The following is a 25,332-nucleotide window of genomic DNA, read 5'->3' on the forward strand; positions in this document are numbered from 1 at the left end:
AGAAAAATATTTGCTACGGCTAAGACCTCAGTCACTCAGTGAGAAATGATTGGTCATGAGATTGCTGGCATCCAAGAGAACTTTCTCCAAGAGCTGGTCTGTCGCTTCTTGTACCTTGTCGCTCATGGCTTGATTTTCAGCTTCAAAGTCCACATCCTCGCCCTTGGCCAGAGCTCGGTCTACCCGATCGATCATTTCATGGCCCCAAGCCATAGTCTTTTCCTGATAATCATCCAAGTCTCCGACATGGCTGCTAAAATGAGCATCAGCCAACCCAGCAATCAGTCGATTGGCCCAGTAGAAAGAATCCGTCGAAACCTTGTCCATCGTGTTGGCAAAGTAGTCTGGCGTTGTCGAGACTTGAGTAAAGAAAGGAACGGCTGTATTGTAAGGCATAGAGCCGTAGGACAGCCACTGGATCCCTGTTGTTTCCTGCGGTTGATTAGGGCGCAACTGCAAGATAGCCGTCTGACTAGTTCGATTAATACCGATAGTCCGAAAGGCCCGTCTGCTGTGGTGGTCCCCTTCTGCTCCATAAGGATCATAAGGCGAATCCTGATAGTGACTGCTCAGGACATACTTGACATCTTCGATCGTGATCTTGCGGTAAGGCTTGCGACACCATGGAATGAAGAAACTCCTTGGATCTTGCTCCACTTCTGGATTGAGAAAACGCTGGATATCCCAAGCTCGCGGTGTATTGTAATGGCGGTCCTTATCCTTCTGGCTGCCAAAAGCATAGCGTGGATTGAAGCCCTCATCTGAGTAATTCAGATTGAGATGGTTTTCCTTGATAAAGTTTTTGAGATTTGGATGACAGAGGAAATACTCTGGATTGTCAAATTCAAAATAATCACTGCCCAGCTGATTGGGGTTGGTCACATAGGCATCATCTGGCACGCGCCGCGCCATCCAATGGTGGCCACCGATGGTTTCCAGCCACCAGATTTCATTGACATCTGAGATAGCAATCCCATTGGACTCATAAGTGCCGTACTCCTCTAGGATTTTCCCTAAGCGTAGAACCCCTTCTCGAGCTGTTTTGATATAGGGAAGAACCAGCGTAAGGATGTCTTCCTCGCTGATACCTGACTCTACCAAAGGATCAGCTCCCAGTACGCGGCTATTAGTCGTAATCGTTTCCGTTGCGCTGACAGCAACATTGTAGCTGTTAATTCCAGCCGCTCCCCAAATCCCGTCCTTGGGAATTGCATCTGGTACTGCCGTATAACGGACTGGATTGTCCGGCAAATCCATCTCAAAAGAAGTCAAAACTGACTGATAATAGCGGGGCTGGTCTTGTGGCTCCACTACGACAAATTTCTTGGGCGTAAAGACCCCGTTTTGTGAATCCTCTGTACGAGCCACAATGGTTGATCCGTCGTAACTGGCCTTCTTGCCTACCAAAATAGTCGTGCAGGAATCTGATGCATGTTTAAATCTCATTATTTTCCCTCCGAAACACTTTATGCTGCTTCCATTATAGCAAAAAGCAGGCCCTCATAAAAGAACCTGCTACTATCTCTTCGCTGAAACTTCCAATGCCTTATTTGATTTTCAAGACATAGGTATGTTCTTTGTAAAGTTCATCAATCTCAAAATGCTCCAAATCTTCTTTCCTTGAGACAATATAATGCCCTTCTCTTTGATAATAGCCTAAGGAATTTCCTGACTTGTCTGTCAGACAGATTGTCTGCTGTTTCCTATCAACACTGAAAGAAAAGGGTATTTGATCTTTGGGGCGTCCAACAACTAAATAGTCTTGACAAATCAGCTTGCCGCCCCACTTCTGATAGAGGTGATTTGCCTGCTTCCCGTCTCTGGTAAAGATGATCAAGGCCTCAACTTTCTTTTCATGCAGTTTCTCTCGAGCAGTTTGAAAGAGTTGGCCGGCTATCCCTTGATTCTGAAAATCAGGATGGACAGCCAGATTAGCGAAGTAAGCTATCTTTTCTCCTGGATAATATGCATAAGAATGACTTGCTTCTTCGGTGTAAATCCCAATATCCAGAAGCCCCACAACCTGATCATCTTCCACTGCTATGAGCTCAACCGAATCTTGGTAAGGCTCTTCAGTAAACTCATCCTTGCTGCGGCTCATATCATCAAAGAAAGGCGAAAAGAGATAACTCAAAGCTTTTGTATAAACCCAACTTTTCTCATAAGTCGAGTCATAGATTTGTATTTTCATTTCTGGCCTCTTACTTAAAGATCACAATCGTCGCGCCACTGCCGCCGGCATTTTGCGGGGCATAGCCGAAGGACTTGACATGCTTGTTGCGGCGGAGGTATTTAGTCACCCCTTCGCGGATGACGCCGGTCCCGATACCGTGGATAATATCCACCTGAGCCATGTTATTGAGGAGGGCCTGATCGATAAAGGCATCAAGCTCTTCCATAGCCTCTTCATAGCGTTTGCCGCGTAGATCCAGCCTGGCTTTCGGTCCAGCAGTATTGGCTCGCTTGACCACATTGACCTGCTTGCGCTTAGGTTGCTGCTCCTTTTCAGCCTTGAGTAAGTTGAATTCCTGCTCTTCCAGAGTCATCTTGATAAGACCGACCTGAGCTTCCCAGCGGCCGTCCTTGAGCTGCTTGACCAAGGTTCCCCGCTGACCATAGCTGGTGACCAGGATATCATCTCCCACCTTGGGCGCCCGATTTTTCTTGGCTTGCTGCAGCACCTTATTCTTTGATAAATCAACCGTTTCTGGTGCCAACTTTTTAAGCTGAGCCTTGGCTTCAATAATCTCATGCGGTTTAAGACTAGACTTATCATGGAGATTTTTGAGAATACTCTCACTCTCTGACAAAGCCAAATCAACGATTTCCTGGGCTTCCAAGCGCGCCTTATTGAGCTCGGTTTCCTTTTCTCGGTTAAACTCATTGTAAAGCTTTTTGAGGGCTCGGTTAAATTTGAGATTTTCCTGCTCCACCTCGCGGATATTATCCAAGCGCTTGCGGCTTTCCAGTGTCTGCTCCTCTAGGCGCTCAATGATCCGATTGACATCGCTGTCTGTGTTGGTCTGCTCTTGGGCATGGCCAACAATGACTTCCGACAAGCCCAAACGCCGAGCAATTTCAAAGGCATTGGAGCGGCCAGGCACTCCCTGCATAAAGCGATAGGTCGGCCTTAAACTATCTGTATCAAATTCCATGCTGGCATTTTCCACCCAGTCCGTCTCAATCCCATAGGCTTTGAGCTCAGGATAGTGGGTAGTCGCCATGGTTTTAATCTGCCTCAACCGCAAATCTTCCAAGATGGCAATAGCCAGAGCTGCTCCCTCCTGCGGGTCAGTCCCAGCCCCCAGCTCATCCAGCAGAACCAGACTCTCGCTATCGACCTGCTCTAAAATAGAGACGATATTGGTCATGTGACTGGAGAAAGTCGACAAACTCTGCTCAATCGACTGCTCATCACCAATGTCAGCAAAGATTTGGTTAAAAATCCCCACCTGACTACCCTTGTCTGCCAGAATCGGCAGGCCTGACTGGGCCATGAGCTGAGCCAAACCCAAGGTCTTCAGCATAATGGTCTTACCACCCGTATTAGGACCTGTAATGACAATTTCTGTCAAATCCGGCCCGAAATGCAGGTCATTAGCCACCGCATTTTCAATCAAGGGATGGCGGACACTGAGAAGTCGGATATCCTGCTCCTCCGATATGTTTGGCACTACCGATCTTGTCTCCTGCATAAAGCGGACTTTGGCACGCACCAAATCCAGATGCCCGATAATCCAAGCATTGTTGGCAAGTTCAGTCGCATGTGGCCGGATACGGTCAGACAGCTCCTGCAAAATCCGCTGGATTTCATAGCGCTCATCAGCTCGAGCATTGGTGATTTCCTCGTTGAGATTGACAACTGCTCTAGGCTCGATATAGACGGTATTCCCACTGGCTGAAATATCGTGAACCACACCAGAAATGCGGTTGCGATAGGTATTTTTGACCGGCAGCACATTGCGGCCATTTCGACTGGCTACCACTTGGTCCACCAGCATGTCTCCCTTAGTCTTGAGGATTTCCTGCAGAATTTCCCGCACCTGGTTTTCATTTTCTTGAATTTTTCGGCGGATGCGGGCCAGTTCCTCACTGGCAAAGCTTTCAACAAAGCCACCGTCATTAATCGCCTGCAGATTGCCTTGGATGCTGGGAAATTCAACCAGATTGTCAAACAGCCGATTCAAACGTTCCAGTTGGACATTTTCCAAATCCTCGTAGAAAGATATCAGCTCATGGGTCACAGCTAAGACTCGCTTGAGAGCTAGAAATTCCTCAATATTAAGGTCGCTATCTAACTCCAGCCGCTTGGTCAGACCCGTAATATCTTGGATAGCTCCCAGACTAAAATGAGGCTGCTGGACAAAAATTTGCTGCATATCTGTCATTTCTAAAAAAGCGGCAGCAAGGGTCTCTTTTTTACTGGTAGGCTGCAACTGGCTAAGCTCCAAGTGGCCCTGCTCAGTTAGCAGATAGGGGGTGAAAAGCTCTTTAATCTTGCTAAATTCTAAGGTTTCTAAAATTTTTTTATTCATAACTTCTTTTCTAACTATTTCAAAAGAAACTCAGCTAGCTCTGCCAACTGAGTCTTTCTATTATCCGATAACGTTCGTCACCCAGAAATGTTTTAAAACACTGGACGTAATAGGGGTATAGTTGATGATAAATCGGATCAAGGCACTGCTATTGAGCCGTTCTTGAACCTCAGCCAGCGGCATTGTTGCCAAGATTGTCAAGCACATTTCAATCCCAAAAAGAGTAATGAATGCAGCAATCGCTCCGCTGATTACATTATACCGCGGTGTGTCAAGCTTGTTGGGATACGGAACTAGATTAACAAAAATTCCTATAAAGCGCGCAAACACATAAACAACTGTAAAAACAAAGAGATAGGCTAAACCAGCATAAAAAACCTTGTCCAAATGAAACAACTGTGAATTGGGGAAGAAATATGTCGATGAGCCTTGAGTAGCGCTGGCATAAGGAATCCACAGACTGATTGCTTTCGCTACTCCCTTATAAAAATAGCCCGCAATCAGCATCGCCACAAGGGCCGCTGCAGTATAAAATCCTTGTAAAACAATACCTCGTGAATACCCAATATAGAAACTCCAGGCTAAAACTAGCAAAATAATTACTGAAAACATTATTTCTCCTCTATTTAGCCGACTTTTCTCTTAGTTCATTCAGCATTTTGTGCCGGAAATTTTCCAATTCCTTTTCTTTATCATCAAATTCAATCTCGCGGCTCAGCTGAGTTGACAGGCTGTTGATAGCTAAGAGAATGGCCAAAACTTCGTCATCTGCTGCAGGCATCTGCTCTTTGATGGCCTTATATTTTTCCTTTGCAACCCGCTCAACTTCTTCCATAAATAAATTATCATGCTCCGTTGTTAAGGTCAATGTTTTGTTACCAAATGTAAACTTATATCGATTCAAATTTGCCATAAAATCACCTCATGATATTATACCAAAAAAAATACGCTTTGTCAGTCTTAAAGTTACTACTTAAAAACATGAAGAAAATATCTTAAAATCTTACATTCTTATGGCTTTCCTCTTTTCCTTTTTATGGTACAATAGTGACTATGGAAAGTATTACTTTAAGTCCTAAACGAGAAGAAATTCAGGCTTTTATCCAGAAATATCAAGACTGCCTGACACCTAGCAAGAATCAATACATTCAATATCTGCTGAAATTGAATCAGGCAACTGTCAGCATCTATACTTCTGGCAAGGTTCTTTTTCAAGGAGAAAAAGCTGGCCACTATGCTGCTTTTTTCGGCCATCAAGCCGAGGAAACAGTCAACACTTCCCAGAACTTTCCCCTTATTGGTACTGATGAGGTCGGAAACGGCTCTTATTTTGGTGGTTTAGCAGCGGTGGCTTCCTTTGTCAGTCCAGAACAGCATGCTTTCTTGCGCAAGTTGGGTGTAGGCGACTCGAAGGCCTTGACCGACCTTAAGATTCGGCAGCTGGCACCGATTTTGAAAAAAGAAATCCAACATCAGGCCCTACTCTTGTCTCCAGAAAAATATAATGAAGTAATTGCCTCTGGTTACAATGCCGTATCTGTCAAAGTGGCTCTTCACAATCAAGCCATTTATCTGCTACTGCAAAAAGGTTTGACACCGGAAAAAATTGTCATTGATGCCTTTACCAGTCAGCAAAATTATGACAAATACCTGCAAAATGAAAAGAATCATTTCCCAAATCCCATTAGCCTCATTGAAAAAGCTGAAGGGAAGTTTCTAGCTGTCGCTGTCAGCTCCATTATCGCCCGTGACCTCTTTCTGGAAAATCTAGAAAATCTGAGCCAGGAGCTTGGTTACACTCTGCCAAGCGGAGCAGGAAGCAAGAGCGATCAGGTTGCTAGCCAGATTCTCCAAGTATACGGAATGGCCGGTCTCCAGCATTCAGCCAAACTCCATTTCAAAAATACAGAAAAAGCAAAAAAGCTTTTAGAAAGGTAAGCCATGAAAAACAAACACTTTGACTTCCGAGCCTTCCTCAAGGAATGGGGACTCTTTTCCCTGATTATCTCAGCTATCCTAATCTCCCGCTGGCTCCTCTGGGCACCTGTCAAGGTTGACGGTCACTCTATGGACCCGACGCTGGCCAATGGTGAGTATTTATTGGTTCTCAAGCACCAGTCGGTTGATCGCTTCGATATTGTTGTAGCCTCTGAAAAAGATGATAACGGCAAAACGAAAGAAATCGTGAAACGTGTCATCGGCCTGCCTGGTGACACTATCCAATATGAAAACGACACTCTCTATATCAATGGCAAAAAGACTGATGAACCCTATTTAACGGAGTATATCAGGAAATTCCAAGAGGACAAACTTCAGTCCACTTATATCGGTGAGGACTTTGAGGACAATGGGGAATTTTTCCGCAAGCTGGCTTCTCAGGCTCAGGCCTTTACAGTGGATAAAGACGGCAGTCCTGTCTTTACCATCAAGCTCCTAGATGACGAGTACCTGCTTTTAGGTGACGATCGGATTGTTTCCAAAGACAGCCGTCAGGTCGGTGCTTTCAAATCCAGTCAAATTCAAGGCGAAGCCAAATTCCGCTTCTGGCCGCTGCTGCCTTTTAAAACTTATTAATACTTAAGGAGTATAGCCTGTCCAAACTCAGTTGACTTCTCAGCTGGGTTTGATTTTTAGAAATACATGAATGAGGAAATGTTAGAATTTTATTTTTCAGGCACCATTGAGCGCATCATTTTTGAGAATCCCAGCAATTTCTTTCGCATCCTCCTCTTGGACATCCAAGACACGGATTGTGAAAATTTTGATGATTTTGAGATTATCGTTACCGGCACCATGGCCGATGTTATTGAAGGCGAGGACTATACTTTTTGGGGAAATCTAGTTCAGCATCCCAAGTACGGACAGCAGCTCAAAATTTCCCGCTATGAGAGAGCTAAACCGACCAGCAAGGGGCTGGTTAAATATTTTTCCAGTGACCACTTTAAAGGTATCGGGGTCAAGACTGCCCAGAAAATTGTCGAGCTCTATGGAGAAGATACCATTGATAAAATTTTAGCCGAGCCAGAAAAGCTCAAAGAAATCACTAGTCTTTCCGCCAAGAATCGAGAAGCTTTTGTAACCAAGCTGCAACTCAACTATGGAACGGAGCTGGTTCTGGCCAAACTAGCCGCCTACGGGATTCCCAACAAGCTAGCCTTTCAGATCCAAGACACCTACAAGGGAGAAACGCTGGAAATCGTTGAACAGTATCCCTACCAACTGGTTGAGGACATCCAAGGTATCGGCTTTAAAATTGCCGATCAACTAGCCCAGCAGTTGGGCATTGAGAGTGATGCCCCTGAGCGTTTTCGGGCTGGTTTGATTCATACCCTTCTGACCCAGTCCATGGAAACTGGCGATACTTATCTGGAGGCTAGAGACCTATTGGCTCATACCATTGAACTCTTGGAGAATTCGCGCCAAGTAGAGCTAGATCCCAGTCTGGTAGCCGATGAATTAGCTCACCTGATTGAAGAAGACAAGGTCCAAAACGTCGAAACCAAGATTTTTGAAAACAGCCTCTTCTTTGCCGAGGAAGGCATCCGTAGCAATCTAGTCCGTCTCTTGGAAAAAGGCCATCAAGATCGCTTTGAAGAGGAAAAAATCCTCGATGCCATCAGCCAAGCTGAAGATGACCTAGGCATCCACTATGATGGTATTCAGAAACAGGCCATTTTCGACGCTATCACACAAAAAGTCTTTATCCTGACTGGCGGACCAGGAACAGGCAAAACAACCGTCATCAATGGTATCATCGCCGTCTACAGCCAGCTTCGAGGCTTGGATTTGAAAAAGAAGGCAGATTTGCCCATCCTTCTTGCTGCTCCTACTGGTCGGGCTGCTCGCCGTATGAATGAGCTGACTGGACTGCCCAGTGCTACGATCCACCGGCATCTCGGTATGACTGGAGATGATGATACCAGTCATTTGGATGATTATCTGGATGCTGATTTTATCATTGTGGACGAGTTCTCCATGGTAGACACTTGGCTGGCCAACCAGCTCCTCAGCAACATCTCCTCCAATACCAAATTGCTCTTGGTTGGTGATGCGGAGCAGTTGCCCTCTGTCAGTCCTGGTCAGGTATTAGCTGACCTACTGCAAATACCGAGCATTCCCCAAACCAAGCTGGAAAAAATTTACCGTCAGAGTCAAGATTCGACCATTGTCACCTTGGCTAGTCAGATCCAAAAAGGACTGCTGCCAGCAGATTTTACTGAGAAAAAAGCGGATCGCTCTTATTTTGAAGCTCGAAATGAACACATCCCGCCCATGATTGAACGAATTACCAGCGCAGCTATTCGCAGCGGCATCCCAGCTCAGGATGTGCAAGTGCTGGCTCCCATGTACCGCGGACAGGCTGGCATTGACCAGATTAACAGCCTCATGCAAAATCTCATCAATCCTGTGGAAAAAGACCAGCTGACCTTTGAAGCACCTGACTGCCAATATCGACAGGGAGATCGGGTCATCCACCTCGTCAATGACGCTGAAAATAATGTCTTTAACGGTGACTTGGGCTATATCACCGACCTGCTGCCAGCTAAGTACACCGAATCCAAACAGGACGAACTGACCATCAACTTTGACGGCAACGAGATTAGCTATCAGCGCAGCGAATGGTACAAAATCCGCTTAGCCTATGCCATGAGCATCCACAAGTCTCAAGGCAGCGAATTTCCTGTGGTTATCCTCCCTATTACTCGAAGCAGCCACCGCATGCTCCAGCGCAATCTGGTCTACACAGCTATCACCCGAGCCAAGAGCAAACTGATTCTGCTTGGGGAAAAAGCGGCCTTTGACTATGCCGTAAAAAATACCGGAACAGCCCGCAAAACTTATCTGATTGAGCGTTTTGGAGACATAGAGGGTTCTCAAGAACTTATCCACACTCCTGTGGATAATGTAGAAAAGATTGTGGAAAACCATGTCTTATCAACGGAAAATTTCCTGAAAATTGACCCTATGATCGGGCTAACTGAGGAAGATATCCACAGTATCTTCGGCAGCTAAAAGGGACAAAAACAGAAATCGGTAAATCTATCATTTCTATGCAATGGCTGCAAAAGTTCATTTAAGCTGTCTTTGAACCTTTCTCGACAGGCCTATCAACATCGTTCTTTAGGTACATCTGACAAGGACTTCCTTATCAAATATTCCCCTTTAAAACAGTAGGAGTCTGAGACAGTTATGTCCCAGACTCTTTTACATTCTTATCCAAAGCCTGTCACCGTCAGCCCTAGCAGGCGGACCCCTCGTGGTTGTTCCTCCAAACTATCATAAATTTCATGGGCGACCCGCTCAATCAATTCCGCTTCTCTAGTCTGTTGATCCAAGGTCCGCCTTTTGGTTAGAGTTGAAAAATCAGCGTAGCGGATTTTGAGGACAACCGTCTTACCAGCTTTCTGGTGCTTATCTAAGCTGAGAGCTACCTTAGCCGCCAGGCGAGTCAGCTCTTTTTTAATATCCTCTTCGCTATAGAGCAGCTTGGCATAGGTCCTTTCCTTTCCGATAGACTTACGAATACGATTTGTTTTGACAGGAGAATTGCTAATCCCCCGTGCCTTTCGATAAAGGTCAAAGCCAAAGCGGCCGAATTTATCAATCAAGGTCATTTCCGGTATCTTGAGTAGATCCGCTCCAGTATAGACGCCCATCTCATGCAGTTTCTCGACACTCTTCTTGCCAACCCCGTGAAACTTGGCAATGTCCATGGGGGCTAAAAACGCCTCTGCCTCATCAGGCAGGATGACGGTCAGACCATGCGGTTTTTGGTAATCACTGGCAATTTTGGCCAGAAATTTATTGTAAGAAACGCCTGCTGAAGCGGTCAGCTGCAGCTCATTCCAGATATCAAACTGGATCAGTCTAGCAATCTTGACAGCTGATTTGATACCCAGCTTATTTTCCGTCACATCCAGATAAGCCTCATCAATTGACATCGGTTCGACTAGGTCAGTGTAGCGCTTAAAAATTTCGCGAATCTGTAAACCAACAGCCTGGTATTTTTCATAATTCCCCGAGATGAAAATCCCCTGCGGACACCGTTCATAAGCTTCCTTGGAGCTCATGGCCGAATGAACCCCAAACTTTCTGGCTTCATAATTACACGTCGAAACTACGCCACGCCCACCCGTCTGACGAGGATCGCTACCTATGATCACTGGCTTACCCTTAAGCTTGGGATTATCCCGCTCTTCCACCGAAGCAAAAAAAGCATCCATATCAATATGGATGATCTTTCGCGATGTGTCATTGATAAGCGGAAAAATTAACATGCCATCTCCTAGAATCTTTTAAAGCATAAATAAGCAAGTCACAATGACGAGAGTCTTCTTGTAATCTTTATTCACTAGGAGATAAACACTACCGAATAGAAAGCCAGCTAAACAAGTTAATATTCCTGTTAAGACACTTCCCTTTGACAAGATATGCATCAAGCCCCATGTCAAACCTAAGAGAATACCTCCATAGGGAATTTTATCATTTTTAAACCAAGTCTCAAAAGCTTTTTGTCCGAAAACCAATACCAGAGAAATCAGGAAACTTTCAGCAGCATAGTAGATATATTGAAATAGAAATTTCAACCAACCCAAATGCTGAAATTCAAGCAAAATTTTGAAGCCCTTCCAATCCCAGTATTGGACAAGTGTAATAAGGATAAAACTCAAGACAACCGCCAACCATTGCCAAACAGATACAGTTTTTTTCTCCGTTTTCAAAAGGTCAAAGCCAGTTTGTTTTTTAGCTAGAGCAATAATAGCGAATCCTAAACCTAACCAGCCCAGACTAGTTACTATCCAGTGAGCAATCATCTGAAACTTTGTGGCGTGATAAATTGAAATCCCCAAAAATCCTTCCACTGTCACCAGTAATAATTCAAATAAAAAGGCAGCAATAGTATACAAGGCTAACCACAGAAAATCAAAACCCGTAATATTTTTACTTTTTTCCATGATAAGCCCTCCCTTAACTTTGTAAACTATCTAAGTTTATTAGACTCTTTTTCTGTTTTCATTTAATTTTTCAAAATTATAACACAGTTTCCCTCTGTTTGTCAAACTGTATTATAAAAGAATGTCCAATTTCTCTATGAAAATCGTTTGTGAAACCGATTACCTTGTGATATACTTTAAATATAAATGTAACAGATGCTTGTTACTAGAATTAAGAGGAAAATCAAATGGTTGTTAAAACAGTTGTTGAAGCTCAAGATATTTTCGACAAAGCTTGGGAAGGCTTCAAAGGTGTAGACTGGAAAGAAAAAGCAAGTATTTCTCGCTTCGTTCAAGCTAACTATACGCCTTATGATGGTGACGAAAGCTTCCTAGCAGGACCTACTGAGCGTTCTCTTCATATCAAGAAAATTGTTGAAGAAACTAAGGCTCATTACGAAGAAACTCGTTTCCCTATGGACACTCGTCCAACATCAATCGCTGATATCCCTGCTGGTTACATTGATAGAGACAACGAGTTGATCTACGGTATCCAAAACGACGAACTCTTCAAATTGAACTTCATGCCAAAAGGTGGTATCCGTATGGCTGAGACAACTTTGAAGGAAAATGGCTATGAACCTGATCCAGCTGTTCACGAAATCTTCACAAAATACGTGACAACTGTTAACGATGGTATCTTCCGCGCTTACACTTCAAACATCCGTCGCGCTCGTCACGCCCACACTGTAACTGGTCTGCCAGATGCTTACTCACGTGGACGTATCATCGGTGTTTATGCTCGTCTTGCTCTTTATGGTGCAGACTATTTGATGCAAGAAAAAGTAAACGACTGGAATGCAATCAAAGAAATCGACGAAGAAACCATCCGTCTCCGTGAAGAAGTAAACCTTCAATACCAAGCTTTGCAACAAGTTGTTCGCTTGGGTGACCTTTACGGAGTTGACGTTCGTAAACCAGCTATGAACGTGAAAGAAGCGATTCAATGGGTGAACATCGCTTTCATGTCAGTCTGCCGTGTTATTAACGGCGCTGCTACATCACTTGGACGTGTTCCAATCGTATTGGATATCTTTGCAGAACGTGACCTTGCTCGCGGTACATTTACTGAGTCAGAAATCCAAGAATTCGTTGACGATTTCGTTATGAAACTTCGTACAGTGAAATTCGCTCGTACAAAAGCTTATGACCAATTGTACTCTGGTGACCCAACCTTCATCACAACTTCTATGGCAGGTATGGGTAACGACGGTCGTCACCGTGTTACTAAGATGGACTACCGTTTCTTGAACACACTTGACAACATCGGTAACTCTCCAGAGCCAAACTTGACAGTTCTTTGGACCGACAAATTGCCATACTCATTCCGTCGCTACTGTATGCACATGAGCCACAAACACTCTTCTATCCAATATGAAGGCGTAACAACTATGGCAAAAGACGGATACGGTGAAATGAGCTGTATCTCATGCTGTGTATCACCACTCGACCCAGAAAACGAAGACCAACGTCACAACATCCAGTACTTCGGTGCTCGTGTAAACGTATTGAAAGCTCTTCTTACTGGTTTGAACGGTGGTTACGATGATGTTCACAAAGACTATAAAGTATTTGACATTGACCCAATCCGTGACGAAGTTCTTGAATTTGAATCAGTTAAAGCAAACTTTGAAAAATCTCTGGACTGGTTGACTGACACTTATGTAGATGCTTTGAATATCATCCACTACATGACTGATAAGTACAACTACGAAGCTGTTCAAATGGCCTTCTTGCCAACTAAACAACGTGCTAATATGGGATTCGGTATCTGTGGTTTTGCCAACACTGTTGATACATTGTCAGCTATCAAGTACGCTACAGTTAAGCCAATCCGTGACGAAAATGGCTACATCTACGATTACGAAACAATCGGTGAATACCCACGTTGGGGTGAAGATGATCCTCGCTCAAACGAACTGGCTGAATGGTTGGTTGAAGCTTACACAACTCGTCTGCGCAGCCACAAACTCTACAAGAATGCAGAAGCTACTGTATCTCTTCTGACTATCACATCTAACGTTGCTTACTCTAAACAAACTGGTAACTCACCAGTCCATAAAGGAGTGTACCTCAACGAAGACGGTAGCGTGAACTTGTCTAAATTGGAATTCTTCTCACCAGGTGCTAACCCATCTAACAAGGCAAAAGGTGGATGGTTGCAAAACTTGAACTCACTTGCTAGCTTGGACTTCAGTTACGCAGCTGACGGTATCTCATTGACAACTCAAGTATCACCACGCGCTCTTGGTAAGACTCGTGACGAACAAGTTGATAACTTGGTAACAATCCTTGATGGTTACTTCGAAAACGGTGGACAACACGTTAACTTGAACGTTATGGACTTGAACGACGTTTACGAAAAGATCATGAGTGGTGAAGACGTTATTGTTCGTATCTCAGGTTACTGTGTAAATACTAAGTACCTCACTCCAGAACAAAAAACTGAATTGACACAACGTGTCTTCCACGAAGTTCTTTCAATGGATGATGCACTTAGCTAAGCCTCTTTCCTAATCTTAAAACCAGCTGAAAATCAGCTGGTTTTATTGGCTCTTTGTCAACTGTAGTGGGTTGATATCAGCTAACATCTGGAGAGGACAAAATTGGTCCTCTCCTTTTTGATATTCAAAGTGATGAGAATTCTAGTTCTAAAGTTGTCAAAGTTCCGAAAGCCAAAAGCGTTGCGCTTGATAACCTTGATGAGGTTGTTAGTAGCCTCCAGTTTTGCATTTGAGTAAGGGAGTTCAAGAGCGTTGATAATTTTATCTTTGTCCTTGAGAAAGGTTTTAAAAACAGTCTGAAAGATAGGATTTATACAAGAAATTGTTTCTTCAATGAGTCCAAAGAAATGCTCCGCTTGTTTCTCTTGAAAATGAAAGAGTAAGAGTTGGTAGAGCTCATAATGTTCTCTGAGTTCTTGAGAGTAAGAGAGAAGCTTTTCCAGAATCTCTTTGTTGGTCAAATGCATACGAAAAGTCGGACGATAAAAGCGTTTATGACTTAGTTTTCGACTGTCTTGTTGAATGAGTTTCCAGTAACGTTTCAGTGCCTTATATTCGTGCGATTTTCGATCCAATTGATTCATGATTTGAACACGAACACGCCTCATAGCACGGCTCAGGTGTTGGACAATGTGAAAACGATCCAGAACGATTTTAGCGTTTGGAAATAGTTTTCTGGCAATATCGTAATAGGGACTGAACATGTCCATGGTAATGGCTTTAAGGCCGTTTCGGACCTGTCTGGAATAGCGCAGAAAGTGATTGCGAATGGTTGCTTGGGTCCGTCCGTCTAAGATAGCTACGATTTTTCTGGAATCGAAATCCTGTGCAATAAAGCTCATCTTTCCCTTCTTGAAGCCAGCTGAAACAGTCTCTCCCCAGACTGTTTCACTCCCAAGACATGTGTTCTGGAAGCCAGTTGAGGTCAGTCTTGAACTCGAATTCTTTCAATTTGCGAATGACGGTTGACGTGGAAACTGCTAAGCTTTCAGCGATGGCCGTCATAGAGACTTTCTCGATCAATTTTTGAGCGATTTTCTGCTTGACGATGGTTGCAATTTGGTGATTCTTCTTGACCAGAGAAGTCTCAGATACAGCCATTTTTCTACAGTCTTTACAGCGGAAACGTCGTTTCCTTAGACGAATCAATGTCTTGTATCCCGCGCACTCTAGATAGGGAATTTTCGATTCTTTCTGGAAGTCATATTTAGCCATTTTTCCTTGGCAGTGAGGGCATTTAGGTGCGGGATAATCTAGCTTAGCGAGGATTTCTTTACGAGTCCCCGAGTCCTTGTAATCTAGAATGATGATATTTTTGTCTTTAATTTCGAGTAGGTTTGTGATAAAATTTAATTGTTCCATAAGATTCTTTCTAATGATGGTTTCGTTGCTTTTCATTATAGGTCTTATGGGACTTTTTTTCTACAACAAAATAGACTCCATAATCCCTGCGGTGGATTTACCCACTACAGAAATTATAGAGCCGTTTTATTTTGATTTATTGCGATAGCTTTGCCCATTTGTGATATAATAGAGTTATTGTGAAGTGAGGAAAAGGGGATGAAATGGCTGAGAACATTTCTATGAAAGAGGAAAAAGATCTTAATCTGGCCGTGGATGTCATTATGCTAGCGGGCACACTTCTATTGCAAAGTGGCTCAGAGATTTACCGAGTTGAGGACACGATGATCCGCATCGCCCATTCGCAGGGAATCATAGACTGCAATGCCTTAGCTATGCCTGTCGCTATTTTCTTTTCAATTGAAAATACCAATATTTCGCGAATGAAACGTAACATTCATATGAACTATAATATCGAGAAGGTCTGTGATGTCAATCAGGTTTCTCGTCAACTAGTCAGTGGTGCAATCAGTCTCGGAGAGGCTTTTGAGCAGCTGAAGGTACTCAAATCAAAGAAAGTTCCTTATAATAAAAAAGAGCTGATTACGGCTGCAACGCTTAGTGCCCCCTTCTTCTCCATTATGTTCGGTGGAAATTTCTACGATGCTATTGGGGCTGGAGTGGCAACATTATTTGGATTTTCCTTCTCCCTTTATGTCGACAAATATATTCGGATTCCTTTTGTCTCGGCCTTTGCTGGAGCCTTCGTCTTCGGATTATTGGCCCAGATCTGGGCCCGTTACTCAGGTTTCGACTCAACAGCAGATTTGATTATCGCAGGTGCTGTCATGCCCTTCGTCCCAGGAATTGCTCTGACCAACTCGGTACGAGACATTATGACCAACCACATCAACTCCGGAATGAGTAAGCTCTTTGAATCGCTTCTCATTACTCTTGCCCTTGGTGCGGGCACTTCTGTTGCCCTTGTTTTAATGAAATAAAATTATGACACTACTCACATTTATTCTGCAAGCAATCGCTAGTCTGCTTGCCATCATCCTTTTTTTAATCGTTCTAAATGTCCAACGCAGCATGCTCATCCCTGGGGGCATTTTGGGAATGAGTACTTGGCTCCTTTACCTCCTGCTCAAGGGACCGACCAATGTTATTGTGGCAACTTTTATCGCCGCGATCATTGGCTCCTGTTGCAGTCAGATTCTCAGTATCGTCCTCAAAACGCCGGCTGTTGTTTTCATTTTAGCCATTCTGGCTCCCCTGGTTCCCGGCTACATTTCCTATCGAACAACCGCCTTTTTTGTGACAGGTGATTACAGCCAGGCTATGGTTAATGCCACCTTAGTTGTAATTCTAGCTTTGGTTATCTCCATCGGGATGGCCAGCGGGACTGTAGTACTGAAGATTTACAACTATTTGAAGAAACATCAAAAAAAGACTGCTTAGATTACTAGATCTAAGAAAGTCTGCCAAATGCAAGGCGCTTTACCCATCCTTGTAAAATGTATGCAGTCATCTTTGCTGAAACAGGCAAAGATGGCTTTTCTACAGCAGCTCATCAGACTGGATAGAAATCGAGCTCCCTCCGATTTCACGCATTTTTTGTACAAAATCCGTCTTAAGTCTGATTTGGACAGATTAAGCGTTTTTTATAAGAGTTTTACCTCTAAGTATGGTAAAATAGTGTTCAGATAATATTAGATATCAAAGGATTTAAAGAGGTCTTACTATGACAATCGGAATCGATAAAATCGGTTTTGCAACAAGCAATTATGTTTTAAAATTAGATGATTTGGCTGAAAAGCGTGGCATCGACCCTGAAAAATTAAGTAAGGGCCTCCTACTCAAAGAATTGAGTATTGCACCCATTACAGAGGATATTATTACTTTGGGGGCTTCTGCTGCCGAATCTATTTTATCAGAGAAGGACAAGCAAGAAATCGACATGGTCATTGTCGCAACTGAATCTGGGACTGACCAAAGTAAAGCTGCAGCAGTTTTTATTCATGGTTTGCTCGGCATCCAGCCCTTTGCCCGCAGTTTTGAAATCAAAGAGGCTTGCTATGGAGCCACGGCAGCACTTGACTATGCCAAGCTGCATGTTAAACAGTATCCTCAAAGCAAGGTCTTAGTGATTGCTAGCGATATTGCTAAATACGGTGCCCTTACTCCGGGAGAACCGACTCAAGGAGCTGGTTCTATTGCAATGCTCATTAGTCAAAATCCACGGATTTTATCTTTCAACGAAGATAATGTAGCACAAACACGTGATGTTATGGATTTTTGGCGTCCAAATTACTCGACTACGCCATTTGTTAACGGAATCTATTCTACTCAGCAGTATTTGGACAGCTTAAAGTCAACTTGGGCTGAATATCAGCAGCGCCATAAAGTCTCACTCAAAGATTTTGCGGCCTACTGTTTCCACTTGCCTTATCCAAAACTGGCCCTTAAGGGCATGAAAAAAATCATGGATAAAAGCCTGCCAGAAGACCAGCAGCAAATTTTAAAGGATAATTTCGAGAAATCTATTCTTTACAGCCAAAAAGTGGGAAACATCTATACCGGCTCGCTCTTTCTGGGCCTGCTGTCCCTTTTGGAAAACTCTGACAATCTAAAGGCTGGTGATAAGATTGTTCTCTTTAGCTATGGCAGCGGAGCAGTGGCTGAAATTTTCAGCGCCAATGTGGTGGAAGGCTATGAACAGCAACTTTCAACAACACGCCTCCAAGAATTAGATCAACGCCTGCCTGTATCCATCCCTGACTATGAGCAAATGTTTTTTGAAGAAGCCCAGCTAGATGAAAACGGAAATGCTCACTTCAGCGGTTATGAAAATCAGGTCTATGCCCTGACTGAAATTGCTGAGCATCAGCGAAAATATATTAAAGTTGAGAAACCGCTATGAAGCTAAATTGGACTGGATTTTCAAAAAAAACACCCGCTGAACGGCTCGATTTCCTAAAAGAGAAGGAGCTGATTGATCACGAGCATTGGCAGCAACTGGCAGAGCAGCAGACCCTCTCTCTGGAAACAGCAGATCAGATGAGCGAAAATGTCTTGGGCACTCTGGCTCTCCCCTATTCCATCGCGCCTGATTTTCTGGTAGATGGTAAACTTTATCAGGTTCCCTTTGTAACAGAAGAACCTTCTGTTGTTGCCGCTGCCAGCTTTGCGGCCAAGATTATCAAACGCAGCGGGGGCTTTACAACCACTGTCCACAACCGCCAGATGATCGGCCAGATTGCCCTCTACGATATACCGGATGTCAGCTCAGCTCTTCATCAAATCCAAGAAAAGAAGGCTAATTTGCTGGAACTGGCCAACCAAGCCTACCCTTCCATTGTCAAACGAGGGGGCGGTACTTGTGACCTACGGACAGAACTTCTGAAAGGAGAGACCGATTTTCTGGTCGTTTATCTTCTTGTCGATACTCAGGAAGCCATGGGAGCCAATATCCTTAACACTATGCTGGAAGCTCTCAAGGAGCAGCTCGAGTTATTGACTGGCGGGGAGAGTCTGATGGCCATCCTATCCAATTATGCTACAGAAGCTCTGGTCACAACTACCTGTGAGATTAATTTCCGTCTTCTCAGCCGTGACAAGACCGAAGCGGAAAAGATTGCTCGAAAAATGGTCCTAGCCAGCCAATTCGCCAAGGCTGATCCTTATCGCGCCAGTACACACAACAAAGGGATTTTCAATGGCATTGACGCCGTCGTTTTGGCAAGCGGCAATGATTGGCGCGCCATTGAAGCTGGGGCACATGCCTATGCTGCCCGTTCAGGCTCTTATCAAGGCTTGACCAGCTGGACAGCTAACTGGACAAATCGCAAACTGCAAGGTCAACTAACCCTGCCCATGCCTATCGCAACCAAGGGGGGCTCTATCGGTCTCAATCCGACTGTTGCAGCCAGTTTTGACCTTCTAAATCAGCCTACAGCCAAAGAGTTGGCTAGCCTAATCGTTTCTGTCGGCCTGGCACAAAATTTTGCGGCCCTCAAAGCCCTCGTCAGCACAGGCATTCAGGCTGGGCATATGAAACTGCAAGCCAAATCCTTGGCTCTTCTGGCAGGTGCGCAAGAACAGGAAGTTCCACTCTTAGTTAACCGACTAACAGCTGAAAAGAGCTTTAACTTATCTCTTGCCCAAGAGATTTTAAAAGATCTACGCAAAAAAAATCAATAAACATAAAAATCACATGCGGTCTGTTTTTTAACAGACTTTCTGCATGTGATTTTTTGCTTAATTATCCCTTATCTGGCTGAGTTGATCACGGCCTTCTCTCAGACGACCATAAAGCAAATAAGGGACTTGTTTTAACTCTTCTAGATTTCGACAGGAAAGAGCGCACATGAGCAGACGCAGATCAGTCTTCCAACCGTTAAGGATAGCAACAACTTCGTCTACTGAGTGATCTTCGACCAGTTCCAGCATTGTCCGAGATAGACCGACTGCTTTGGCGCCTAGAACCAAGGCCTTGATAATATCTAATGGGTGGCGGACTCCTCCACTGACTAAAAGTTCGGTCTCTTCCCGCAAATCCTGTAGATTGAGCAGAGCCTGCAGGGTGGTCTGACCCCAGTCATTGAGATAATCTCGCTGCCCGCTTCTGCGATTTTCGATGTAGGCAAAGCTAGTTCCTCCGCGGCCAGAAATATCAAAGGTCCTGACTCCCATAGCCCGAGCCGCCTCTAGACTCCTACGATCCAAGCCAAAACCAACCTCTTTTACAACAATTGGCAGAGATAGCCTGTCCGCATAATCTTTGAGATGGTGTTTCCAAGCTCGGAATTCCCGCTCACCTTCTGGCATCAGAAGTTCTTGCATAAGGTTGACATGAAGCTGCAGGAAGATAGGCTGTAAGTCGGACACTGCCTGCTGGCCAGCTTCATAGGGCTTGTCCAATCCAATATTAGTAGCTAGTAATAGAGCAGGCCGCTCCTTAGCTACCCTATAAGAATCATCCGCTGGATTTTTAAGAGCAGCACTGTAGGAGCCCGTCACGAAAAGAATGCCACAGGTCTCTGCTATCTGAGCCAACTTCTCATTGATTACTTTGCCTTTTGGACTGCCACCGGTCATTGCATTGATATAAAAGGGGAACTCCCAGTCGCGACCAGCAAAATGAGTCGACAAATCAATTTCGTCTAAATCATATTCTGGGAGCGAGCGATGAATCAACTCCATTTCATCAAAGCTATTGTAGCCCGGAGTCTGCTCCAAAGCGTATTTTATATGGTCATCTTTACGATTCTGACTCATACTCGCCCATCCTTTCTTGGTGTAATAATTCAATCCCTGCTAACTGCCAGCGCTGCAGCAGAACCTGCTTATCTTTAGGATTAAAAACCAGCGCAATTCCACAATCTCCACCCCCGGCACCGCTGCTTTTTGCTACACAGTCCAGCCCCTCGGCTGCCACTTTCAATTGGCTTAATTTCACTGTATAAATAGCTGGACTGAGTCCTGCTAAAAGACTGCTGACTTCTTCCAGACTGGCCTTTACAGCCGTCTTATCCCCGCCTGTCAGAGCCGCAGCCAGAAGATTCACCTGTTGCTGAGTCTGTGATAAAAAGTGATCGTCAATAGCTGACTTAACCTGCTCAACCAAGTCTTTGGAAATAGCTGGCTCCTTGGTCCAACCAACCAAAAAATCACAGGCTAAAGCAGGCTGAATACGACGAATCTGGTAGCCCCAATCCTGAGCAAGAATGGTCATCATATCCATTACTGCCAGCTGTTTTCGAATGTGCGCTCGGTCAAAAGAGCGATAATAGACCAAGTCTTCATAGGCAATGCAAGCCAAATCGCCCATAGAGCCGTTGTCTCCCCGCCTCAGTAGAACAAAAGCGGCCAGCTTAAAAAGCAGCTCCGCATCTACATTCAACTGATAAAATGCAGCCATCGCTTTCAGGGTCAAAATCACTACACTACCACTGGAGCCAATCCCAAACTTTCTCCCTTCCCTTTCCATCTTTCCACTGATAGTCAGAGAAAAGGGCTGGGAAGCGACCCCCTGCGCCAGTAGCCAATCGTTCATGACAGCAATTGTCTCCTGAATCAGGGCATAGTCTGCATCCGGCTCCAGAGAAGCCTGATGATTAAACATATCCGAAGCCAAATGATAAGCAACAGCGGGCTGAATTCTCCCCGTCATAAAAATAGGAATGTTTTTAATCAGGGCTGCTTGACCAGGGCTAAGCACAGCATACTCACCCGCCAGATAAAGTTTTCCACAGGTTTTTACAATTCGTTCAAACTTCATCAGGTAAATCCTTTGCTTTAGAAACAATCAGTCGGTATCTTTCTTCAAATATCGGAACCAGGTGATCCAGATCTTCTTCTAAACAAAGAACCTTGACATTCGGCCCAGCATCCATGGTGAAATAACAGCGCTCTCCTTTTTGACGCAACTCCTTGATAAAGTCCATTGCAGCATAGGATTGGTCAGTTAAATAGCTAAAGGGCGGCTGTGCTGTCTGGGTAGTCGAGTGCATGAGCAGGGCATTGCTTTCTGCCAGCCGACCGACCCTATCAAAATCGTTGTCCTTGAGGTAGGCCAGCATATGCCTATAATCCTGCGCAGACTGCTCAACCCATTCCTTAAAATTGCTGGACGTTGCTTGGCAGATCCTCATGCCTTCCCGACTGGAGATGGGTTTCCTTTCATCATAAAGGACCAGCATAATCATAGCCAGTTTTAGATCCGTTTGGACGGGGTAAATAGCACCACTATCCTTATCCCAAGCTGACAAAGGGCCAAAAAAGGAGCGAGCTGAGGAGCCGGAAGCAAATTTAGCCAGTTGAGCCAGCTCTTCTGTTTCATAGCCCGTTTCAAAATAAGCATTACAGGCTTTAACTAGAGCAGACAAGCCACTGGAACTAGAAGAAAGCCCTGCTGCTGTTGGCATATTGTTGCGGGTGTCAATACGGACAAAATCAGCTGAATCCTGTCTGAAGCGATCAATAATGCGCGACATCTTCTCATGCTCGGCTTCATTCTGCAGCTGATCATTAATATAAAATTCATCTCTCGTCGCACCAGCTGGCAGGGGACTCAATCTAGTCTCGGTGTACATGTTTTCTAAGGTTAGGGAAATACTGCTGGTTGATGGAATCATCTCTTTGGCATTTTCTTTTCCCCAATACTTAATAATGGCAATACTAGCATAGGATTTGACGCTTACAGGCTTTCTATCCATGTGTTTACCGCACCTTTCTCTCTCAGTAGGACGGCTAATTTTTCCGCCTCACCTTTTTCTTTTACAAGGGCAATGATACAGCCACCTAAACCGCCCCCACTCATTTTGGCGCCTAAGGCACCATTTTCGACAGCCAGGCTAACCAGAGCATCTGCTTTGGGACAGGAAACACCCAGCTGAGTCAATTTCTCGTGCGCTTTGGTCATAGTTAGCCCCATAGTTAGCAGATCTTTTGCAGCGATGGCCTTTTCTACAATTTTAGTCAAATTACCCAGCTCCTGCAGTAGAGGCAAGGCTTTTTGTCCTTGATTCTCCACAACTTTGATAGCCTCGCGGGTATGCCCGTAAATACCGGTATCAGCAATCAGCAGATGAGCATTCAGATTCAGCTCAATCTCGCTAAAGCCCAGATTGCGGATGAATTTGATGGCTACATCGCTAAGACAAGTTTTAGCATCTAGACCACTAGGATTCATATGAGCAATCATCTCTGCTCGATTGACTAAGATTTCTAGAGTCTGATCATCCAGCTCCTCTTCAAAATAATCAAAGACAGCTCGAATAGCCGCAATACTGACCGCCGCAGACGAGCCCATCCCTCTTTTCTCAGGAACCATAGAATCCACCTGACAGCGAATTCTGGCTTCCTGTTTCCCCAAATGTTCCAGACTCGCAAAAACAGCCATGGACAGGGTATCGTCTTTGTAGAGAGTCCAGGTGGATTCAGATGGAAATACTCGGCAAGTGACCTCAATATTATTCAGTGGCAGGGAGATAGCTGGATAGCCATACACGACCGAGTGTTCCCCCATTAAAATTATCTTACTATGTGCCGTCCCGACACCTATTTCTTTTGTCATTTTTCTTCTCGATAAATCTTTCTCTCCTTTTTATTTTAATATACTTTTACAAAAAAAGCGATTATTATCTTTGTTTTTCCACGACAAAAAAACTCCAGCATTTCCAGTCTGGAGTTCCTATTTTATAATTCTTTTTTGATCAGGTCCATTAGCTGGTTGCGATCCAAAATCCACTGAGCTCGCTCATCTTTTTCATAAGTTCTGTTAGATAGAAAAATAACAGCCTTTTGCTCAATTCGGTTATACATAATAAAAGTACCCGTATAGCCTGTATGATCCAGCCAATTTCCATCTATATTCCAGCCCAAACTGCGAGCCTTCCCTGCTTCTCTGGAAAAATTCTGGGTCAATTCGGAAGCAAAATCATCCTGTAGATAATGTTCCAAGAAACATTGTAAATCCTTTACAGTAGAAAACAGTCCTGCACTGCCAGCATGAATTCCCAACACACGCGCCTTAGGATCGTGCACTAAGCCCCCCTCTACACCTCGCACCGTCGGTACTGCTTCTTTTACAGGACCAAAACCAGTTTCTGAAAGCTGCCAAGGCTCAAAAATTTCCTGCCGAAAGAGAGCATCTAAGGACTTGTCAAACATCTCTTCTAACATAAAACCTAATAGCAGAAAATTGACATCCGTATAGCGAAATGACCTATCCTCAAGGACAGTTAGATGGTTAAGTGCTGCCTTCAGCTCTTGAGCATTCAACTCATTACGACGGGGAATATAAGGATCCAGCCCAGAGGTATGGGTCAACAGCTGCCGCACCGTGACCTGATTATCATGAAAAGCAGGATAATAATGCCTCAAAGGCCGATCCAGCTCTAGAGAACTGCTATGAAACAAAAAAGCAGCTACAGTCCCAACACCAACCACCTTACTGACGCTGGCCAAATCATAGACCAGTCCTGGCCGTGTTTCCTCCTTGCGACTGGGATCTGCCAGCCCAAGGTAAAAGTCCTGCCATTGTCCATCCCGATACAAAGCCAAACTGGCGCCAGGATAAATTCCCGCCCTCAGCTGTTCATCAATTTTCCCAAGAATCATTTCGATACTCATGCTTCAAACCACAGTTCAATCTTATTCGGGTCTTGACTGAGTAAAAATTTATCAGACTTAGGTATGAAGATTTCCTGATTTTGAAAAACTTCTTTCAGAAGATTGGTATCCAAGGTGACTAGTTTACATTTCAGCATCGCCAAATCCCAAGTTTTTTCATTACTCACTGACAAGTCTGGCCCAAACGCCTCCTTAAAAACCAGAAAATCACAAGCATTCTCAATCTTTTGATAAAAGGCTTCCGCTTTTTCAACATCAGAAACATGGAGTTCCACTGACTCAACATCAAACTGGCTGAGCCCAATAAAATCCTCTTGCTTTTTAAACAACGGCACTTCTGCCACTTCTTTAAGAGAAGAAATCTCTTTCTCAGCATGTAGCAAAATCCGATCGCCTTCTGGTGATAAAACTTCAAAAGCGTAACCGACTTTTCCTCGGTAAAGTTTGAGACATTCTGGTTTTTGAGCTAATAGAGCCTCTATTTCTTTAGACTCCTGCACTTTAATAATGAGCCTTGATAATTTTTTAGGCCCTTTTACACGACGCGAGCGCATGCTTGGAGATTCTTCTAAAATTAATTTTTCTGTTTTAGTCTGATCTCCCAAAGATAATAGAGCAGCTTCTTCCAACAAGGATTTCATCCCTAGAGTTTTTACATAAAAATCTTGATTAAGATTGCGATTATTTACTTTTATTACCGGAATAATCCTTGTAATATGATTTATACTCATAACTTCCTCCAAACCATTTCATTGTAATAGATTTTCAATTTTTTTACAAGAAATTATGCGCAAATCAACAATTTTTTAAACATTTTAT

22 protein-coding genes are annotated in these 25,332 nt (G+C 44.1%); 8 read left to right on the top strand and 14 right to left on the bottom strand.

Translation table 11 applies throughout. The annotated features are described in order from the left end of the window. Positions 1–27: 27 nt before the first annotated feature. The 5 genes from FZ952_RS04160 to zapA all read right to left on the bottom strand — a co-directional run bounded on the left by FZ952_RS04160 (position 28) and on the right by zapA (position 5,448). Entirely contained in the window at positions 28–1,446 is a 1,419-nt protein-coding gene (locus FZ952_RS04160) for a C69 family dipeptidase (protein WP_148880717.1), read from the bottom strand. 100 nt (positions 1,447–1,546) lie between these two features. Beyond that, on the bottom strand, positions 1,547–2,191 hold the full coding sequence (locus FZ952_RS04165; protein ID WP_148880718.1) for a GNAT family N-acetyltransferase: 645 nt from the start codon (positions 2,189–2,191) through the stop codon (positions 1,547–1,549). Between the two features lie 10 nt (positions 2,192–2,201). Next, on the bottom strand, positions 2,202–4,535 hold the full coding sequence (locus FZ952_RS04170) for an endonuclease MutS2 (protein ID WP_148880719.1): 2,334 nt from the start codon (positions 4,533–4,535) through the stop codon (positions 2,202–2,204). A 60-nt stretch (positions 4,536–4,595) separates the two neighbouring features. Beyond that, positions 4,596–5,147, bottom strand: coding sequence for a CvpA family protein (locus FZ952_RS04175; protein ID WP_148880720.1), 552 nt, complete (start codon positions 5,145–5,147; stop codon positions 4,596–4,598). A gap of 10 nt (positions 5,148–5,157) precedes the next feature. Continuing rightward, positions 5,158–5,448, bottom strand: a complete 291-nt coding sequence (zapA, locus tag FZ952_RS04180) for a cell division protein ZapA (RefSeq protein WP_062200136.1) — start codon at positions 5,446–5,448, stop codon at positions 5,158–5,160. Positions 5,449–5,588: 140 nt separating this feature from the next. On the opposite strand from zapA, the gene rnhC reads away from it, so the two are divergent. From rnhC to FZ952_RS04195, 3 genes are all read left to right on the top strand, one after another. After that, positions 5,589–6,473 carry a ribonuclease HIII gene (rnhC, locus tag FZ952_RS04185; protein WP_148880721.1) on the top strand — a complete coding sequence of 295 codons (885 nt, stop codon included), beginning with the start codon at positions 5,589–5,591 and terminating at the stop codon, positions 6,471–6,473. Between the two features lie 3 nt (positions 6,474–6,476). Continuing rightward, complete coding sequence (lepB, locus tag FZ952_RS04190) at positions 6,477–7,109, top strand: signal peptidase I (protein ID WP_148880722.1); 633 nt, start codon at positions 6,477–6,479, stop codon at positions 7,107–7,109. Between the two features lie 78 nt (positions 7,110–7,187). Continuing rightward, positions 7,188–9,548: an ATP-dependent RecD-like DNA helicase gene (locus FZ952_RS04195; protein ID WP_148880723.1), complete on the top strand. Its 2,361-nt coding sequence runs from the start codon at positions 7,188–7,190 to the stop codon at positions 9,546–9,548. A gap of 200 nt (positions 9,549–9,748) precedes the next feature. Here FZ952_RS04195 and dinB read toward each other — a convergent pair whose 3' ends face one another. Together dinB and FZ952_RS04205 are read right to left on the bottom strand one after the other, a co-directional pair. Then, complete coding sequence (dinB, locus tag FZ952_RS04200) at positions 9,749–10,813, bottom strand: DNA polymerase IV (RefSeq protein ID WP_148880724.1); 1,065 nt, start codon at positions 10,811–10,813, stop codon at positions 9,749–9,751. An 18-nt stretch (positions 10,814–10,831) separates the two neighbouring features. Next, positions 10,832–11,491, bottom strand: a complete 660-nt coding sequence (locus FZ952_RS04205) for a hypothetical protein (protein WP_148880725.1) — start codon at positions 11,489–11,491, stop codon at positions 10,832–10,834. A gap of 227 nt (positions 11,492–11,718) precedes the next feature. Here FZ952_RS04205 and pflB point away from each other — a divergent pair, with 227 nt between their 5' ends. Further along, entirely contained in the window at positions 11,719–14,034 is a 2,316-nt protein-coding gene (gene pflB / locus FZ952_RS04210) for a formate C-acetyltransferase (protein WP_148880726.1), read from the top strand. Between the two features lie 80 nt (positions 14,035–14,114). Here the strand turns inward: pflB and FZ952_RS04215 are convergent. Continuing rightward, positions 14,115–15,396 (bottom strand): ISL3 family transposase gene (locus tag FZ952_RS04215; RefSeq protein WP_262366326.1). Its coding sequence is split into 2 segments (ribosomal slippage): positions 14,115–14,925 and positions 14,924–15,396, totalling 1,284 coding nucleotides; the frame shifts between segments, so codons are not numbered across the junction. Between the two features lie 221 nt (positions 15,397–15,617). Between FZ952_RS04215 and FZ952_RS04220 the strand changes: the two genes are divergently transcribed. The 4 genes from FZ952_RS04220 to FZ952_RS04235 all read left to right on the top strand — a co-directional run bounded on the left by FZ952_RS04220 (position 15,618) and on the right by FZ952_RS04235 (position 19,578). After that, complete coding sequence (locus tag FZ952_RS04220) at positions 15,618–16,376, top strand: threonine/serine exporter family protein (RefSeq protein ID WP_148880775.1); 759 nt, start codon at positions 15,618–15,620, stop codon at positions 16,374–16,376. A 4-nt stretch (positions 16,377–16,380) separates the two neighbouring features. Next, positions 16,381–16,836, top strand: a complete 456-nt coding sequence (locus FZ952_RS04225) for a threonine/serine exporter family protein (protein WP_148880727.1) — start codon at positions 16,381–16,383, stop codon at positions 16,834–16,836. Positions 16,837–17,119: 283 nt separating this feature from the next. After that, positions 17,120–18,298, top strand: coding sequence for a hydroxymethylglutaryl-CoA synthase (locus FZ952_RS04230; RefSeq protein WP_062200115.1), 1,179 nt, complete (start codon positions 17,120–17,122; stop codon positions 18,296–18,298). Then, the gene (locus FZ952_RS04235; protein ID WP_148880728.1) at positions 18,295–19,578 is read left to right on the top strand and encodes a hydroxymethylglutaryl-CoA reductase, degradative; all 1,284 of its coding nucleotides are present in this window, start codon (positions 18,295–18,297) and stop codon (positions 19,576–19,578) included. The genes FZ952_RS04230 and FZ952_RS04235 overlap by 4 nt, the downstream gene beginning before the upstream one ends. A gap of 57 nt (positions 19,579–19,635) precedes the next feature. Here the strand turns inward: FZ952_RS04235 and fni are convergent, their stop codons facing one another. From fni to FZ952_RS04265, 6 genes are all read right to left on the bottom strand, one after another. Further along, positions 19,636–20,655: a type 2 isopentenyl-diphosphate Delta-isomerase gene (gene fni / locus FZ952_RS04240; RefSeq protein ID WP_148880729.1), complete on the bottom strand. Its 1,020-nt coding sequence runs from the start codon at positions 20,653–20,655 to the stop codon at positions 19,636–19,638. Then, positions 20,639–21,658: a phosphomevalonate kinase gene (locus FZ952_RS04245; RefSeq protein WP_148880730.1), complete on the bottom strand. Its 1,020-nt coding sequence runs from the start codon at positions 21,656–21,658 to the stop codon at positions 20,639–20,641. Before FZ952_RS04245 ends, fni begins: the two co-directional genes overlap by 17 nt. Continuing rightward, positions 21,648–22,595 (bottom strand): diphosphomevalonate decarboxylase, encoded by a 948-nt coding sequence (gene mvaD / locus FZ952_RS04250; RefSeq protein ID WP_148880731.1) that lies wholly within the window; start codon positions 22,593–22,595, stop codon positions 21,648–21,650. Before mvaD ends, FZ952_RS04245 begins: the two co-directional genes overlap by 11 nt. Then, positions 22,577–23,455: a mevalonate kinase gene (gene mvk / locus FZ952_RS04255; RefSeq protein WP_148880732.1), complete on the bottom strand. Its 879-nt coding sequence runs from the start codon at positions 23,453–23,455 to the stop codon at positions 22,577–22,579. The genes mvaD and mvk overlap by 19 nt, the downstream gene beginning before the upstream one ends. A gap of 122 nt (positions 23,456–23,577) precedes the next feature. Continuing rightward, on the bottom strand, positions 23,578–24,513 hold the full coding sequence (locus tag FZ952_RS04260; RefSeq protein ID WP_148880733.1) for a serine hydrolase domain-containing protein: 936 nt from the start codon (positions 24,511–24,513) through the stop codon (positions 23,578–23,580). Next, complete coding sequence (locus FZ952_RS04265) at positions 24,510–25,244, bottom strand: CppA N-terminal domain-containing protein (RefSeq protein ID WP_148880776.1); 735 nt, start codon at positions 25,242–25,244, stop codon at positions 24,510–24,512. Before FZ952_RS04265 ends, FZ952_RS04260 begins: the two co-directional genes overlap by 4 nt. Positions 25,245–25,332: the final 88 nt, after the last annotated feature.

The organism is Streptococcus sp. Marseille-P7376 (assembly GCF_902460385.1).
GTDB classification, from domain to species: Bacteria; Bacillota; Bacilli; order Lactobacillales; family Streptococcaceae; genus Streptococcus; species Streptococcus sinensis.

Bases quoted from the DNA above. Each gene is read 5' to 3' on its own strand.
- FZ952_RS04165 (WP_148880718.1), bottom strand. From the start codon at position 2,191: ATGAAAATACAAATCTATGACTCGACTTATGAGAAAAGTTGGGTTTAT.
- FZ952_RS04260 (WP_148880733.1), bottom strand. From the start codon at position 24,513: ATGAGTATCGAAATGATTCTTGGGAAAATTGATGAACAGCTGAGGGCG.
- FZ952_RS04220 (WP_148880775.1), top strand. From the start codon at position 15,618: ATGAAAGAGGAAAAAGATCTTAATCTGGCCGTGGATGTCATTATGCTA.
- rnhC (WP_148880721.1), top strand. From the start codon at position 5,589: ATGGAAAGTATTACTTTAAGTCCTAAACGAGAAGAAATTCAGGCTTTT.
- fni (WP_148880729.1), bottom strand. From the start codon at position 20,655: ATGAGTCAGAATCGTAAAGATGACCATATAAAATACGCTTTGGAGCAG.
- FZ952_RS04205 (WP_148880725.1), bottom strand. From the start codon at position 11,491: ATGGAAAAAAGTAAAAATATTACGGGTTTTGATTTTCTGTGGTTAGCC.
- FZ952_RS04195 (WP_148880723.1), top strand. From the start codon at position 7,188: ATGTTAGAATTTTATTTTTCAGGCACCATTGAGCGCATCATTTTTGAG.
- FZ952_RS04230 (WP_062200115.1), top strand. From the start codon at position 17,120: ATGACAATCGGAATCGATAAAATCGGTTTTGCAACAAGCAATTATGTT.
- mvk (WP_148880732.1), bottom strand. From the start codon at position 23,455: ATGACAAAAGAAATAGGTGTCGGGACGGCACATAGTAAGATAATTTTA.
- lepB (WP_148880722.1), top strand. From the start codon at position 6,477: ATGAAAAACAAACACTTTGACTTCCGAGCCTTCCTCAAGGAATGGGGA.
- FZ952_RS04245 (WP_148880730.1), bottom strand. From the start codon at position 21,658: ATGAAGTTTGAACGAATTGTAAAAACCTGTGGAAAACTTTATCTGGCG.
- FZ952_RS04265 (WP_148880776.1), bottom strand. From the start codon at position 25,244: ATGAGTATAAATCATATTACAAGGATTATTCCGGTAATAAAAGTAAAT.
- FZ952_RS04170 (WP_148880719.1), bottom strand. From the start codon at position 4,535: ATGAATAAAAAAATTTTAGAAACCTTAGAATTTAGCAAGATTAAAGAG.
- FZ952_RS04160 (WP_148880717.1), bottom strand. From the start codon at position 1,446: ATGAGATTTAAACATGCATCAGATTCCTGCACGACTATTTTGGTAGGC.
- FZ952_RS04225 (WP_148880727.1), top strand. From the start codon at position 16,381: ATGACACTACTCACATTTATTCTGCAAGCAATCGCTAGTCTGCTTGCC.
- FZ952_RS04175 (WP_148880720.1), bottom strand. From the start codon at position 5,147: ATGTTTTCAGTAATTATTTTGCTAGTTTTAGCCTGGAGTTTCTATATT.
- mvaD (WP_148880731.1), bottom strand. From the start codon at position 22,595: ATGGATAGAAAGCCTGTAAGCGTCAAATCCTATGCTAGTATTGCCATT.
- dinB (WP_148880724.1), bottom strand. From the start codon at position 10,813: ATGTTAATTTTTCCGCTTATCAATGACACATCGCGAAAGATCATCCAT.
- pflB (WP_148880726.1), top strand. From the start codon at position 11,719: ATGGTTGTTAAAACAGTTGTTGAAGCTCAAGATATTTTCGACAAAGCT.
- FZ952_RS04235 (WP_148880728.1), top strand. From the start codon at position 18,295: ATGAAGCTAAATTGGACTGGATTTTCAAAAAAAACACCCGCTGAACGG.
- zapA (WP_062200136.1), bottom strand. From the start codon at position 5,448: ATGGCAAATTTGAATCGATATAAGTTTACATTTGGTAACAAAACATTG.